Genomic DNA, 14,311 nt, shown 5'->3' with positions numbered 1-14,311 from the left:
TGGACTTTAACTGTAATTTCATCATAACTTTAAAACACTTATCCATGAAAAGAATACTATTATGCCTTGTGGTGTTCACTGGTGTTTCCTGTACAGAGTTGCAACAGGTTGTAAATCAACTCCCGCAAGGGACAGTGATTGGTAATGCCGAAATTGCACAGGGACTTCGTGAAGCACTGAATTTGGGAATTGAAAAACAAGTGAACAAACTTTCCTTTAAAGATGGTTTCTTTAAAAACGAATTGGTAAAAATCTTGCTTCCGGAAGAATTGCGAAAAGTTGATAAAACCTTAAGGGATGTTGGTCTTGGAAATTTAGCAGATGAAGGATTACGGATTCTCAACAGAGCTGCAGAAGATGCTGTTGGCGAAGCCACTCCAATTTTTGTAGACGCAGTTAAGGGAATTACATTCAACGACGCCAGACAAATTTTGTTGGGCAACGATGATGCGGCGACCAATTATTTGGAACGAGCTACTAAAACTAAATTGTATGACAAGTTCAATCCAATAATTGACAATTCATTTAAAAAAGTTGGAGCTGATCAAATTTGGAAAAATATCATAACCAAATACAACAGTCTTCCGCTTACCTCGGATGTCAACCCAGACCTTACAGATTACACTACCAATCAAGCACTGAATGGGGTTTTCACCATGATTTCCATTGAAGAAAAAGAAATCAGAACCAAAATTTCATCAAGAACAACAGATTTGTTGAAACGGGTATTTGCGCTACAGGATTAATTTTGTTGTTTTTGTACAATAAGTTTGCGATTACTGCGTTATAACTTCATTAAAACGAGACAATTATAACAAAATCCTAAAGTTTAGTTAACCTTGACCTGAAGGTTATCCATGAATTTTGTAGCAACTTATCTGAGTTAGCATTTTTTTGAGTTAGTTAGTTTAAAACCGGTGTTTTCACCGGTTTTTTTTATTCTGAAGTTGCCACTTCTCATTCCATTCCGAATTCAAAAAGGAACAGATAATCAGAATATTAGAGGTAAATTATTATCGGGGATTACGGTTTTTATCTTTTTTTTAACATTAGCAGTTTGTTAATTAAGTAATTTCAAAGGAAGCTAATTCAGGTCAAAAAAATGAGAACTTCAGGTTTCCTTGTTTTTCTTCTTTTTGTCATGTCCGTGTTTTGTCATGCACGAACTATTCCAATCGACCCAGAATCTTTAGGAAACAGTTTTTCCGCTGTTGAAAAGGATTCACTTGATTGGGCAGAGTACTATTACAATATCCACAGGTATAAAAAAGCAATTCCACTGTATAAAAAGAACCTGGACAATCCGAAAACAGATCAGCTCCATATCCTAAAAAAATTGGCTCTAAGTGAAGCTGCATTGGAAAACACCTCAGAGTCCATTTCAAATGTCAGCGAATATCTTAAGTCCGAATTTAATCCCAACTTTTTATTGAACGAAGGTTTTGACCCCATACGGGAAACACCTCAGTTTAAAATGATGTCCAGTAAGTTGATTCCTAGGGTCACAACCTGGTCAGTTGTTTATCTTTTTGTTGCCCTGATTGGATTTTATGTTGTGTTCCTAATAAGCTTAAATAGACAAATAAATCCGTCGTCAAGGGTTTTGATCGCCATCTTCATCTTCATCCATTCATTTTTTATTTTGAACATAAGCATTTCCAGTGCCAACTATATGTTTGAATATCCCCATACCTATTTAATGTCTACCTGGGCTTCCTTTTTATATGGACCTCTGTTATTCTTCTATTTTAAGAAAACCACACAGAAATATAACTTTAAGCGGGTGGACCTTTTGCATTTACTGCCCACGATAGTACTATCTGCCTATCTTGCAGTAACGATTTATAGCATTCCCTTTGAAGGAAAGAGGGATTTAATGCTTTCTAGAATCCTCAATGGTCTTAACCCCCAAGACTCTGACAAATTAATATTACTGGTATTCCTTAAAATTGCCTCCTTAACGATCTATGGTTATTTTATCTGGAGAGTGTATTACAAAAGCAAGAAGAAGAAGCTTTTACAAGGCAAAAATCAAATCTGGCAGAAGAACATTTATTATATCCATATTTTCTATGTGCTCACCTATTCTGCTTATGGTATTATTATAATAAATGGACTAACTACCGGTTTTCTTTTTCATATCCCGGTTATTGCCATGGCCACGATGGTACTTTATGTGGGCTATTCGGCCAACATTCAACCTGATGTCTTCAATGGAGCTTACGCATACACCAACAGGCTTTTTCCCAAATATGAAAAATCTGGTCTTACCCCAAGCTTGTCCATTGAACTTAAGGAAAACTTATTACACCTGTTTGCCAATGAAAAAATATACAAAGAGAACAATATAAATTTGGATATGGTAGCCAAACGGTTGAACACTACCCGACACAATGCTTCACAAATTATTAATGAACATTTCAACGTTAGCTTTCACGAGCTGGTCAATACCTATAGAATTAAAGAAGCCAAAGAACTTCTTTTAGATGATAAATCCCAAAGGTTGAATATAATCAACATTGCCTATGAAGTGGGCTACAATAACAAAGTAACCTTTAACAAAGCCTTTAAAAAGGATACCCAACTGACCCCATCCCAATACCAAAGAAATATAATGCGATTGTAAGGAAATCTTGTTCAGGCCAATGATTTGAATTTGACACCTCCCAATCCTTAAAAAGTTAATTTTTTGCAGGAAAAACGTTAAGTCCAGGTCCAAAACACTGGGTATACGTTAAATTTTAGATAAAGTACCTGATTTTTAGGTGTATAGCCCTAGACAAGGTAGTCCAACGGAGGGTTTTCAACGTATCTTTGGTATAACAAATCTTTTAAGTATGAACAATCAGTATTGTAAAGTTGGATCTGTAACTCCAATAACCAGTGGAAGCCACGCCATTTCGGTTTTGGAATTCAGGTATCGGGCTTTTATGGAAAAGGCAGCAGATACAGCCTACATGGACACCAATCTTGGTGAATTTTTCAAAAGAAAAGCACAAGGAATCAAAAAGGTATTGGAAAGCTTGGGTTAGGATAAAAAGCCTATTCTTTTCAACTCAACCTCCATTTTTTCCTGTAATTTCTTCGCTTGTTCCGCGGCTGCTTGCATATAATCCTCACCATTAGACGCGTACAAAATACCCCTTGAAGAGTTCACAAGTAACCCAACATTTTCCGTTATCCCATACTGGCAAACCTCTTCCAAACTACCCCCTTGGGCACCAACCCCTGGAACCAAGAAAAAACTTTGTGGCACTATCTTTCTTATTTCAGCCAAATAAGAAGCTTTAGTAGCACCTACCACATACATTAGTCTGTCTGTATTCTGATAGGTCTTGGAAACCTTCAAAACTTCTTTAAACAATTCCTCTTCGCCAACTATTTTGGTCTGAAAATCAAATGCGCCTTGATTTGAGGTCAACGCCAGCAAAATGGTATGCTTGTCCTCAAAATCCAAAAAAGGCTCCACAGAATCTTTTCCCATATAGGGAGCTATTGTTATGGAATCAAAATTCAAGGTTTCAAAAAAAGCTTTGGCATACCGTGTGGATGTATTTCCAATATCTCCTCTTTTGGCATCGGCAATGGTAAATATTTCCGGATGGTTTTGGTTCAAGTACTCCATGGTGCGCTCCAGGGACTTCCATCCTTTCAAACCATACGCCTCATAAAAAGCAATATTGGGCTTGTAGGCCACGCAAAATGAATGTGTGGCATCTATAATGGCTTTGTTGAATGCAAAAATTGGGTCGTCCTCTTGAAGTAGATGTTTTGGAATCTTGTCCAAATCCGTATCCAGACCTACACAGAGAAAGGATTTTTTTTGACGGATTTGGGAAATTAGGTTTTCTATTTTCATTCAAATAAGGTTCTCTTCAGAGCTGAATAATTAAAAACTCCCTAGAATATTTCCGAAGCCTCCTTGAGCTTCTCCGTATTTTCCACCAACATCAACTCATCAATAATTTTTTGGATGTCTCCGTTTATGATATTTTGCAAATCATAGAGGGTGAGTCCAATTCTATGATCGGTTACCCTTCCTTGCGGATAATTGTACGTTCTAATCTTGGCCGATCTATCACCACTGCTCACCTGCGAGTTCCTTTTTGCGGCATCCTCTTCTTGTTTCTTGGCCAACTCCAAATCGTATAATCTGGACCGTAATACCTTGAATGCCTTTTCCTTGTTTTTGTGTTGTGACTTTTGGTCTTGACATTGCGCAACAAGTCCGGTAGGAACGTGTGTCAAACGTACGGCTGAATATGTCGTGTTCACTGATTGTCCTCCTGGCCCTGACGAACAGAAATAGTCTATCCTTACATCTTTTGGGTCAATTTGAACATCAAAATCTTCAGCTTCTGGGATTACCATTACGGTTGCCGCACTGGTATGCACCCGTCCTTGGGTCTCTGTTTGGGGAACCCTTTGTACCCGGTGTACTCCGGCTTCAAACTTTAGGGTACCATATACATCTTCTCCTGAGACCTCAAAATGAATCTCTTTATACCCTCCACTGGTACCTTCACTAAGGTCCATTATATTGGTTTTCCAGCCCTTGGATTCGCAATACTTAGCATACATCCTGTAAAGGTCGCCCGCAAAAATACTGGCTTCATCACCTCCAGTTCCCGCCCGGATTTCCATAACCACATTCTTTTCATCTTCTGGGTCCTTAGGTATGAGCAGAAATTTTATTTCCTCTTCCAGTTTTGGCAGGGCACTTTTGGCCTCATCCAACTGCATCTTTGCCATTTCAACCATTTCAGCATCACTTCCATCGGCAATGATTTCCTCGGCTTCTTCTATGTTGCTGGAAAGTTCAACATACTTATCCCGCTTGTCCACAAGGACCTTAAGGTCCTTATATTCTTTATTCAGTTTGATGTACCGCTTTTGGTCAGCAATGATATCTGGCTGAATGATAAGGTCAGAAACCTCGTCAAAACGTTGTTTTACTATATTCAGTTTGTCTAGCATGAATCAATCCGCGTTAAGAATGCGAATTTACGATTTTTGAACGGATTGAATTGTTCCCTAGTAGGATTCAATTGGCCACAAAAGTGGTTCCCAAGGTTATGATAAAAGCGTTGAGTCCATCACTACGGTCATATTGGTTGAACCGCAGGTCAATTGTCTTTAATCCAAAGTTGAATATCCTCGCGCCTGTGAAGATATCTTTGTATTGAATTCCCAAACCATACTGATGCGCATCGTATTTGGACAGGTCATAATCCGAAGTGTAATAAGAGAATGTGGACAAAGCGGTTTCTTTTGAATAGAAATGGTCCGCTGCAGTTTGAGTATAGTATCGATATGTTGGATAAACCGTAAATCTATCAGTCAACTTAAAAGGTACCTCAAGACTTGCAGTATGCGAGGTAATGCCCCAATCGTCCCAGTAAAAGCGATAATAGGTACGCAAAACGACCAAATCATTAAGATAGTAGTTCAATCTTCCTCCAAATGGAATCTTGAACCTATTGTCCGGAAGACGCTCCACATCATCCGCCAGCTGAAAGTCCTCGATAAAAAAATCTTCAGCATCTACAAAATACACTCGTTGAAAGGGTGTGCTCAGCAATCCTGTTTGGGAGACCACATCCAAGAAAAGCGCTCCCTGTAGTTTCTTGGTTAAAATCTGGGAAAAACTTAACGATAGCGAATAGGAATTTCGATTCTCCTTATCAAACTCAACAAAATTTGGACTATACGTACCGTTTCCAGTAATCCTATCATCAAAAAAACCTTGACGAAGCTCTACCGGGTAAATGGCGTTCCATTTATCCAGAAAAACGCGGCCGCTAAGGGTAAGCTCTGTATTCTTTTCATTGAAAAGTCTGGTATAGCTTCCTCCAAATCCTATGGAAAAATAATCGTATTCCGTTGAGAAATATGCATTTGCACTCCAGATTGAATTACGGTCCGCAGAGCTATGCTGATAGCTCGGATTTATATAGGCCAACAAATCTTTTCGGGATTCTCCAGAAGAAGCATCAAAAGGCGTAGCGGGATTGTTACCATCCAAAGGATTCACGTTGCTTGATGAAGCAGAAGTATAGGCTGATAAGCCCACATCCACAGTCAACACATCGTCCTCGTTCATGGGCATGCGAAGTACAATGGATGAAGTGGCATCGGTCAACTCTTCGGTTCCTTCCCCTCCGGTCACCGCAGCATTTTGTCCATCTTGATTGTAATAACTAAAGAGCATATCAATCTCACTGGCCTCCAGGACCCGTTTTGTATACGAAGTCCCTGTTTGTTGCGCCCATCCGGAAAGGATGGAAAAAAAGAACACGCATGCAAACAATTGGATTGTTCTCATAACTTGACAATTGCCCCTTTTATATATGGTATTAATTACAGCCACAGCCACCTCCTGTTTTACCTCCATTGGCTCCTGAGGAGCCTTCTCTGTAAATATGGAAGTTGGTCTCAAATCGCTCACACATTTTCGCTCCCAATTCCATTTCGGCATCACTCAGGTATACCTTTTCGTATTCCTTGACCACCACACATGAGCTTGAAAGAAGTAACAGTATAACAAAGAATATTTTAGCCATAGTTTTTAAGGTTACTGATTTGTATCGAACATAATCCCCGAACTTTTATGAATTTTGTTGTCTGAGTCCACCACAACCACTTCCACACCGTCTATCTGATTGACCAAGTGAATTCCACTATCCTTGCCCATGATAAAAATGGCAGTGGCCAGCGCATCACATAATTCGGCATGTTTGGCAAACACGGAAACACTGTTGACACCCTTTGTGGGATACCCAGTTCTCGGATCAATTATATGGGAATACTTTTCCCCATTAAGAACAATATACTTTTCATAATTGCCAGATGTGGCCACCGAGGATTCCACTACTGGCAACCAACTGAACACTTTATCCTTGCTCAAGGGGTTGGCAATCCCCACCAACCATCTTTCTCCTGTAGTTTTGGTCCCCCAAGTAGTAAGGTCTCCCGAAGCATTGATGATGCCTCCCCTGACCTGTTTGGACACCAGAAGCTCCTTAGCTCTATCTGCTGCGTACCCCTTTCCTATGGCCCCAAAACCAATGCGCATACCTGCTTCACTTAAAAAAACCGTTTTCGATTTAGGGTCCAAAATGATTCGTTCATGACCTACTTTGGCAACAGATTGCTTGATTTCCGTTTCCAAAGGTCTTCTCTGCATGGTTCCATCAAACTTCCAAATATTATCCATGGAGGCATATGAAATGTCAAAAGCACCATCAGTGATCTCAGATATTTTTTTTGCCCTCTCAATAAGGTCATACAACTCGGGGCTTACCTTAACCGGACTTATTCCTGCATTTTTGTTGATCAGGGAAGTTTCTGAATTTTCATCCCAGGAAGAAATCAGTTTTTCAATTCGTTTTATTTCCCAAACCGCTTCGTCTATGTTGATGTAGCCTATCTCTTCATTTGGAGCCACCACGGTAATCTCGAATCGAGTTCCCATGAGCTTGAGCGTCCTTTTTACCGTAACATCCCTTTTCTCCTGACCTACCGATAGGATACTGGAAAGACTGAATAAAAGGACCCATAGCATCTTCATTCCACAAAACTGTTCAGTAAAGCTAAATATTCTTCTGGGGAAGGTTTTGCATAAAAACCAGCTTCGCCAAGCACGGATTCTTGGTTGTCAAGGACCACTACCAAGGGAAAATGCCCTTTAGGGTTATATTTTTCGGCCAATGATTTGTTCGTGTTCATCAGCTCTTCGGGAAGTTGGTTCTTTTTCCTTCTGGGAAAATCGGCATTATACAGGATGTAATGTGATGCTGCATAATCCTTGAACTCCTCCGAATCCAAAATATGTCGTTTTAACCGAATGCAAGGTGCACACCAGTCCGAACCTGAAAAGACCAATATAATGGGTTTGTTTTCCTCCTTTGCCAGTGCTAGAGCTTCGTTGTAATTAACCTGCCAATCCTGTGCCTGAAGTACACCTAAAAAGAGAAAAAAAATACCACAAAACAACTTTTTCATAGACCAAGGGTTGATGTAGATCATTCAAAGACCCTTAGTGTGGAGCCTTCCTGTTCTACATTATATACTTTGATGGGTTTAGCTGGGTTGCTATCCACTTGATTTAGAGGAGTACCGTCCTGAGCAAACCTAGAACCATGAACATCACAATAAAAAATACCGCCGCTTTGGTCCACAAATCGTACTTGATCATACATCTGATGGCTACAAACTTGACTGGCTGCAATAAACTCTCCTTCCAGGTTTCTGGCCACGACAACCAAATCCTTTAGTATAAACCCGCCATTGTTTGTCAAAGCTTGGGCTTCCGCAGAGTTTAAGTCTATTGTAAAATCGACTCCTGTAGGTTCTTCCACAATATTACCAGGGACTTCATCTTTTGAACATCCTTGAACACAGGGAAAAGTGAGGGCAAAAGCAGCGCCTGCCCCTAAACTTTTGAGAAATTCTTTTCTTTCCATAGCGTGAGGTTTATAGAAAGAACGTTAAATTAGGTTGAATCGTATGCTAATATTCAAACTTACCATACTCGCTTTGAATGGTAAGTTTTTTACTTAGAGCGGATTCTACCCGACCAATGATCTGGGCATCCACATCAAAGCTCTGCGAAATGGAAATGATATCCTTTGCCACCTGTTCATCAACATAAAGTTCCATTCTATGTCCGCAGTTGAAAACCTGGTACATTTCTTTCCAATCAGTACCAGATTGTTCCTGAATCAATTTGAACAAAGGAGGTATGGCAAATAGGTTGTCTTTGATAACATGAAGGTCCTCCACAAAGTGGAGTATTTTGGTTTGGGCACCTCCACTGCAATGCACCATTCCATGAATTTCCTTGGCGGAATACTTAGATAGAATCTTTTTAATTATGGGAGCATAGGTACGGGTTGGTGATAATACCAATTTTCCAGCATCCAAAGGTGAATTTTCAACTTCATCAGTCAACTTGGTATGTCCCGAATAGACCAATTCCTCAGGAACGGAAGGGTCAAAACTTTCAGGGTATTTTTTGGCTAAATATTTGCCAAAGACATCATGTCTCGCAGAAGTGAGTCCATTACTGCCCATTCCCCCATTGTATTCTTTTTCATAAGAAGCTTTGCCGAAAGAGGCCAGACCCACGATGACATCCCCTGGTTTAATGTTTGCATTGTCAATCACATCCGAACGCTTCATCCTGGCCGTAACAGTGGAATCAACAATGATAGTGCGAACCAAATCGCCTACATCAGCAGTTTCCCCACCTGTGGAATGAATGGTCATACCATGTTCCTTTAAATCGGAAATCAGTTCCTCCGTTCCATTGATAATGGCCGAAATCACCTCACCCGGAATCAGGTTTTTGTTTCTCCCAATGGTTGAGGAAAGCATGATGTTATCCGTTGCCCCAACGCATATAAGGTCATCTACATTCATGATCAAGGCATCTTGAGCAATGCCTTTCCAAACCGAAACATCACTCGTTTCCTTCCAGTACATGTAGGCCAAAGAGGATTTTGTACCCGCTCCATCTGCATGCATAACCAAACAATGGTCCGCGCTTTCTGTGAGGTAATCAGGTACAATCTTGCAAAATGCCTTGGGGAACAATCCTTTGTCTATGTTCTTTATAGCATTGTGTACATCTTCCTTGGATGCAGAAACACCTCGTTGGGCATATCTTTTACTGGTATCTAGGGACATCTAAAAGTAGTTTGCGCAAAAATAGTGAAAGTAATAAATCCAATAGCGGCCTAAATTTTGAAAGCTCCGAAAACCATCAAAAAAGTTCATATAAATAAGCCTCCGAACGACCCTTCCGATGAAAACCTGACAAAAGTCTTATTTATCACCTAAATACCAGATAAACAAAACTTTCTAACAATGATATTTGTCATTTTCAAAAAATCAATATTCCCCAAAATTTGCCTTAAAACCAAAGTGGACTTATGAAAAAACATGTAGTAATATTTGAAGCTAGGGGAGGTTCGGACAAAGGCAAATATGGCTTTAGAAAAGATTCCAAACCTATTATTGATTCTTTAAAGGATAGAGGATGGAGCGCTGAGATCATTTTCTACCAGGATGAAGACCGGGGGGAAATTTACAGACACACCATTGACAAGGCCGATGCCTACATCAGTAGGGTGAATCCCGGAAACCTGAAAAACGAGACCGGATACTTCCAGATGCTAAAGGAATTGGTCAACAATGGGGTTGAGGGATTGCCTCATCCAGACGCCATGGTAGCTTATGGTGCCAAAAACTCTGTTGAAAAACTAAAGGGAACGGACATAGTTCCAGATGATGTATATACCTACTACGATTTTGACACTTTAAAAGAAGAGTTTCCCAAAAGTTTAAAAAAGGGAGTACGTGTACTAAAACAAAATAGGGGATCCACCGGCGAAGGAATCTGGAGAGTGGAAGTATTGAATCCAAAACCAAATGGAAGTCGCATTCCATTGGATGCCAAACTTAAACTGACCGAGGCCAGGGATAACCACACTGAAGAGAAAACACTTCAGGAATTTCTTGAGTATTGTATAAAATATCTTGAGGGTGAAAATGGGATGCTTTTGGACATGCCCTTTTTGGAGCGAATCAAAGAAGGTGAAATTAGGGTGCTGATGCTAAGGGACAATGTGGTCAACATTGTACATAAAAAACCCGCTGATACCAAAGATGCCTTTTCGGCCACACTTTTCTCAGGTGCCAAATACCGATATGATAAGCCTGAACAATGGCCCGAATTGGTAAAATCCATCAAAGGCTCGCTTAGAACCATACAGGAAAGACTCGGTAACTATGATTTACCGTTGATTTGGACAGCAGATTTTATTCTGGACACCGATAAGAAAACTGGAGAGGACAGATATGTCCTTGGAGAAATCAACGCCTCTTGCGTAGGTTTTACCACTTTTCTTGAATTAAGTGAAAACATTGCGGATGAAGTACTAGCGCTATTGGATGCTGAGGAGGCTGTAAATAGCAGATGGGCCGCATTTAAAAAATAACTTCTCGGTTTTTTTCAAAGGGCCGATCTTTACATGCTAAAGATTGGCCTTTTATTTATAAAAGAACAGACTCTAAAGTTTCGGCAAAAGGGATAACCAATCTTTCTCCCACAGTTTTTTAGTAGTTGGTTGGTCCACATTTCCACCAGAAACAATTACCAGAACCCGTTGCCGGCCATTTTGTTCCCGTAACCATCTTCGCACGCCCTCCATGGCCATAGCACTGGTTGGCTCTATTCGACTCTTGAGCAAATGGGAAAGCCATTGGGTCCAATAAATCAAATATTCCTCTTCCACTTCAAAAAAGCCATCCAATTTTTGAAGATATTCAAAAGTGATGTTTCCGACCGCCATGGTCATAGCACCATCAGCCAGGGTGTCTGGCACGCCTGAAAGTCGTTGTATTGCTCCTTTTCTTAGGGATTCGGCCGCATCATTGGCATTTAAAGGTTCAACCCCAATGACCTGAGTCTTGGAGGAAAGGCCCCTGGCTGCAATCAAAGTGCCCGACAACAATCCACCTCCTCCACAGGGGGCAAATACTGCGTTGACATTTTCAACTTCGTTGAGTGCTTCCCACGCAGCGGTACCTTGACCACAGATTACCTGTTCGTGATTGTAGGGTGGAATCCAATATGTATCCTTTTCTTTGGCAGCTTCCCTGACCTTTTCGTCTGTGATGTCCCTTGTCTCGCTCAGGACCACTTCGGCACCGTAGGACCTTGTTGCTTGTATTTTGACCTTTGAAGAGTAGTCTGGCATAAAAATGGTTGCGGGAAGGCCGAACTTTCCAGCTGCATAGGCCACTGCTTGGGCATGATTTCCAGAACTATTGGCCACTACGCTTTTAGGTTGCTGTCCTGTCTCTTGAAGCCAAGCCAACGTATTGCATGCGCCTCTGGCCTTAAATGCTCCAATCTTCTGGAAATTCTCCATTTTAAAGAAAATGTCATGTCCCAGCCATTGATTCAATAAGGTAGAGGTTAGAACCGGGGTTTGATTGATAAAACCCTCTATTCTAGACTTGGCTTGCTCTATATCCTTGCCGCTTAACCCCATTAAACTACTTTGCAAACAACATTTCCCTGTATTTGGTCAAAGGCCATAGGTCATCTGCAATTAACTTTTCCAGCTTATCAGATTGAACCCGAATCGTATCAAAGTAAGGTTTAACATTATTACAATAGGCTTGGGCCTTCTTATTGATTGTAGATAGATTGTTTGCCCTTCGTCTTGCTTCGGTCATCTTATCGGTCAGACTTTTGATTTCCATGATATGTTCGCCAATATGTTCCAAGATGTTCAATTGTCCTTCGGCCACTTTCTTATGCGCTGCTCCATAGACTTCTTTTAGACCTCCAACGTTTTCCAATAAGATGTTTTGATAACGAATGGCAGCCGGAATAATATGATTGTAAACCATTTCTCCAAGTACCCGGCCTTCAATTTGCAAGTGAAAAACATAGGCTTCCAGCTCAACTTCTTGATGCGCCTTGAGTTCAACCTCACTCATCACGTCCATATCCTTGAACAAAGAAACGCTCTCCTTTGACGTCAATACCTGAAGTGCTTCAGGGGTATTTTTGTTATTGCTCAATTTTCTCCTACGGGCCTCATCTTGCCATTCCATTCCGTAGCCATCTCCATCAAAACGGATTCTTTTAGATGTTTTTATGTATTCACGCAGGACATTAAAAACAGCTTCGTCTTTTTTGAGGTTTTTCTTGTCTATGAGTGCATCCACTTCCTTTTTAAAGTCAGTAAGTTGCTTGGCCACAATGGTATTGAGTATGGTCATGGGTTTAGCGCAATTGGTCTTTGCTCCCACCCCTCTCATTTCAAACTTATTTCCAGTGAATGCAAATGGAGATGTGCGGTTTCTATCGGTGTTGTCCAGAAGTATTTCAGGAATCTTACCCACTACATTGAGTTTGAGTTCCGTTTTTTCCTGAGGTGACAACTTTCCTTTGGAAACACCTTCAAGTTCATCCAGCACATTGCCCAACTGCTCTCCAATAAAAATAGAAAGAATGGAAGGAGGAGCCTCGTTGGCACCCAACCTGTGATCATTACTTGCTGATGCAATAGAGGACCGCAACAGTTCTTCGTATGTATCCACTGCTTTTATGGTATTGACAAAAAAGGTCAAGAACTGAAGGTTCTTCATGGGAGTGGAACCTGGACTGAGTAAATTAACCCCTGTATCCGTTGCCAAGGACCAATTGTTGTGTTTTCCCGAACCATTGATTCCGGCAAATGGCTTTTCATGAAAAAGAACGGCAAAGTTGTGCCGCTCAGCAATTTCTTCCATAACATCCATCAACAATAGGTTATGATCCACAGAAAGATTTGCCTCTTCAAAGACAGGAGCCAATTCAAACTGGTTGGGAGCCACCTCATTATGACGCGTTTTCACAGGAATCCCGAGCTTCGTGCACTCTCTTTCCAAATCGCTCATAAAACTCAAAACCCTTGGAGGAATTACGCCAAAATAATGATCATCGAGCTGTTGACCCTTTGCAGCCAAGTTACCGACCAATGTTCTACCCGTCATTACCAAATCCAAACGGGATTGTACCAAAGCTTTGTCCAGAAGAAAATATTCCTGCTCCCAGCCCAAAGTGGCATGAACTTTCCTAACATTTTTATCAAAGTACTGAGCTACTCCGGTTGCCGCTTCGTCAATTGCGTGGAGCGCTCTTAACAAAGGAGCTTTGTTGTCCAGGGCTTCCCCGGTATATGCCACAAAAATGGTGGGAATGCACAAGGTTGTTTTGTATATAAAAGCGGGAGAAGTAGGATCCCAAGCCGTATATCCTCTCGCTTCAAAAGTATTCCGAATGCCGCCACTAGGAAAACTCGAAGCATCCGGTTCTTGCTGTACCAACTGAGCACCATCAAATTTCTCCACCGCCATACCCTCTGGAAGGATATCAAAAAATGCATCATGTTTTTCGGCAGTGGACCCTGTTAATGGTTGAAACCAATGTGTGTAATGGGTAGCTCCCATGGAAATTGCCCACGCCTTCATTCCTTCAGCTACCTGGTCCGCTATTTTACGATCTATCTTACTTCCCTGAAAAATAGCAGATTTTACATTTTCAAAAGCCTCTTTGGTCAAAAAGAGCCTCATTTTTTCTTCATTGAAGACATTCTTTCCAAATAGTTCAGATCGTTTTCCGGTTTCCTCAATTTTAGCATGACTCCTTTTCCGGCTTTCCACTAGGGCTTCAAATCTCGTCTTTGGCATCTGATTATGTTTTGGTCTACAAAGCTACAATTAACAATTTAATAATATAATCCAAAAA

General features: G+C 40.8%; 14 protein-coding genes. 4 read left to right on the top strand and 10 right to left on the bottom strand.

Translation table 11 applies throughout. The features are described 5' to 3' along the window. Positions 1-44 precede the first annotated feature (44 nt). The 3 genes from DX873_RS01645 (at position 45) to DX873_RS01635 (ending at position 3,032) form a co-directional block, all read left to right on the top strand. Positions 45-746: a DUF4197 domain-containing protein gene (locus DX873_RS01645; RefSeq protein ID WP_116182791.1), complete on the top strand. Its 702-nt coding sequence runs from the start codon at positions 45-47 to the stop codon at positions 744-746. Between the two features lie 356 nt (positions 747-1,102). Beyond that, the gene (locus tag DX873_RS01640; RefSeq protein WP_116182790.1) at positions 1,103-2,626 is read left to right on the top strand and encodes a helix-turn-helix domain-containing protein; all 1,524 of its coding nucleotides are present in this window, start codon (positions 1,103-1,105) and stop codon (positions 2,624-2,626) included. Positions 2,627-2,837: 211 nt separating this feature from the next. Continuing rightward, positions 2,838-3,032: a hypothetical protein gene (locus tag DX873_RS01635; protein WP_116182789.1), complete on the top strand. Its 195-nt coding sequence runs from the start codon at positions 2,838-2,840 to the stop codon at positions 3,030-3,032. On the opposite strand, the gene pyrF is transcribed toward DX873_RS01635, so the two are convergent. The 8 genes from pyrF to DX873_RS01595 form a co-directional block, all read right to left on the bottom strand. Further along, entirely contained in the window at positions 3,029-3,859 is an 831-nt protein-coding gene (gene pyrF / locus DX873_RS01630; RefSeq protein ID WP_116182788.1) for an orotidine-5'-phosphate decarboxylase, read from the bottom strand. The genes DX873_RS01635 and pyrF overlap by 4 nt on opposite strands. Before the next feature lie 41 nt (positions 3,860-3,900). Next, positions 3,901-4,977, bottom strand: a complete 1,077-nt coding sequence (prfA, locus tag DX873_RS01625) for a peptide chain release factor 1 (protein ID WP_116182787.1) — start codon at positions 4,975-4,977, stop codon at positions 3,901-3,903. Between the two features lie 67 nt (positions 4,978-5,044). Then, complete coding sequence (locus DX873_RS01620; protein WP_232520830.1) at positions 5,045-6,325, bottom strand: DUF3570 domain-containing protein; 1,281 nt, start codon at positions 6,323-6,325, stop codon at positions 5,045-5,047. Between the two features lie 31 nt (positions 6,326-6,356). Beyond that, complete coding sequence (locus tag DX873_RS01615; protein ID WP_116182785.1) at positions 6,357-6,563, bottom strand: DUF4266 domain-containing protein; 207 nt, start codon at positions 6,561-6,563, stop codon at positions 6,357-6,359. Between the two features lie 11 nt (positions 6,564-6,574). After that, positions 6,575-7,570, bottom strand: coding sequence for an FAD:protein FMN transferase (locus tag DX873_RS01610; RefSeq protein WP_116182784.1), 996 nt, complete (start codon positions 7,568-7,570; stop codon positions 6,575-6,577). Further along, on the bottom strand, positions 7,567-8,004 hold the full coding sequence (locus tag DX873_RS01605) for a thioredoxin family protein (protein WP_116183770.1): 438 nt from the start codon (positions 8,002-8,004) through the stop codon (positions 7,567-7,569). Before DX873_RS01605 ends, DX873_RS01610 begins: the two co-directional genes overlap by 4 nt. 20 nt (positions 8,005-8,024) lie before the next feature. Further along, positions 8,025-8,465, bottom strand: a complete 441-nt coding sequence (locus DX873_RS01600) for a QcrA and Rieske domain-containing protein (protein ID WP_116182783.1) — start codon at positions 8,463-8,465, stop codon at positions 8,025-8,027. Between the two features lie 46 nt (positions 8,466-8,511). Beyond that, complete coding sequence (locus DX873_RS01595) at positions 8,512-9,690, bottom strand: AIR synthase related protein (RefSeq protein WP_116182782.1); 1,179 nt, start codon at positions 9,688-9,690, stop codon at positions 8,512-8,514. A gap of 245 nt (positions 9,691-9,935) precedes the next feature. Here DX873_RS01595 and DX873_RS01590 point away from each other — a divergent pair, with 245 nt between their 5' ends. Next, positions 9,936-11,003, top strand: a complete 1,068-nt coding sequence (locus DX873_RS01590) for a Cj0069 family protein (RefSeq protein WP_116182781.1) — start codon at positions 9,936-9,938, stop codon at positions 11,001-11,003. A gap of 72 nt (positions 11,004-11,075) precedes the next feature. On the opposite strand, the gene DX873_RS01585 is transcribed toward DX873_RS01590, so the two are convergent. Continuing rightward, complete coding sequence (locus tag DX873_RS01585; protein WP_116183769.1) at positions 11,076-12,062, bottom strand: serine/threonine dehydratase; 987 nt, start codon at positions 12,060-12,062, stop codon at positions 11,076-11,078. Between the two features lie 4 nt (positions 12,063-12,066). After that, a complete protein-coding gene (locus DX873_RS01580) occupies positions 12,067-14,253 on the bottom strand; it encodes a glutamine synthetase III family protein (RefSeq protein WP_116182780.1) in 2,187 nt (728 codons plus the stop codon). Positions 14,254-14,311 lie beyond the last annotated feature (58 nt).

The organism is Flagellimonas nanhaiensis (assembly GCF_003382275.1).
GTDB lineage: Bacteria > Bacteroidota > Bacteroidia > Flavobacteriales > Flavobacteriaceae > Flagellimonas > Flagellimonas nanhaiensis.
The sequence above is the reverse complement of the archived record's forward strand: the minus strand, read 5'-3'. Positions and strand labels throughout refer to the sequence as shown.

Excerpts from the sequence above, each read along its gene's own strand:
- DX873_RS01645 (WP_116182791.1), top strand. The coding sequence starts at position 45 with ATGAAAAGAATACTATTATGCCTTGTGGTGTTCACTGGTGTTTCCTGT.
- DX873_RS01640 (WP_116182790.1), top strand. The coding sequence starts at position 1,103 with ATGAGAACTTCAGGTTTCCTTGTTTTTCTTCTTTTTGTCATGTCCGTG.
- DX873_RS01635 (WP_116182789.1), top strand. The coding sequence starts at position 2,838 with ATGAACAATCAGTATTGTAAAGTTGGATCTGTAACTCCAATAACCAGT.
- pyrF (WP_116182788.1), bottom strand. The coding sequence starts at position 3,859 with ATGAAAATAGAAAACCTAATTTCCCAAATCCGTCAAAAAAAATCCTTT.
- prfA (WP_116182787.1), bottom strand. The coding sequence starts at position 4,977 with ATGCTAGACAAACTGAATATAGTAAAACAACGTTTTGACGAGGTTTCT.
- DX873_RS01620 (WP_232520830.1), bottom strand. The coding sequence starts at position 6,325 with ATGAGAACAATCCAATTGTTTGCATGCGTGTTCTTTTTTTCCATCCTT.
- DX873_RS01615 (WP_116182785.1), bottom strand. The coding sequence starts at position 6,563 with ATGGCTAAAATATTCTTTGTTATACTGTTACTTCTTTCAAGCTCATGT.
- DX873_RS01610 (WP_116182784.1), bottom strand. The coding sequence starts at position 7,570 with ATGAAGATGCTATGGGTCCTTTTATTCAGTCTTTCCAGTATCCTATCG.
- DX873_RS01605 (WP_116183770.1), bottom strand. The coding sequence starts at position 8,004 with ATGAAAAAGTTGTTTTGTGGTATTTTTTTTCTCTTTTTAGGTGTACTT.
- DX873_RS01600 (WP_116182783.1), bottom strand. The coding sequence starts at position 8,465 with ATGGAAAGAAAAGAATTTCTCAAAAGTTTAGGGGCAGGCGCTGCTTTT.
- DX873_RS01595 (WP_116182782.1), bottom strand. The coding sequence starts at position 9,690 with ATGTCCCTAGATACCAGTAAAAGATATGCCCAACGAGGTGTTTCTGCA.
- DX873_RS01590 (WP_116182781.1), top strand. The coding sequence starts at position 9,936 with ATGAAAAAACATGTAGTAATATTTGAAGCTAGGGGAGGTTCGGACAAA.
- DX873_RS01585 (WP_116183769.1), bottom strand. The coding sequence starts at position 12,062 with ATGGGGTTAAGCGGCAAGGATATAGAGCAAGCCAAGTCTAGAATAGAG.
- DX873_RS01580 (WP_116182780.1), bottom strand. The coding sequence starts at position 14,253 with ATGCCAAAGACGAGATTTGAAGCCCTAGTGGAAAGCCGGAAAAGGAGT.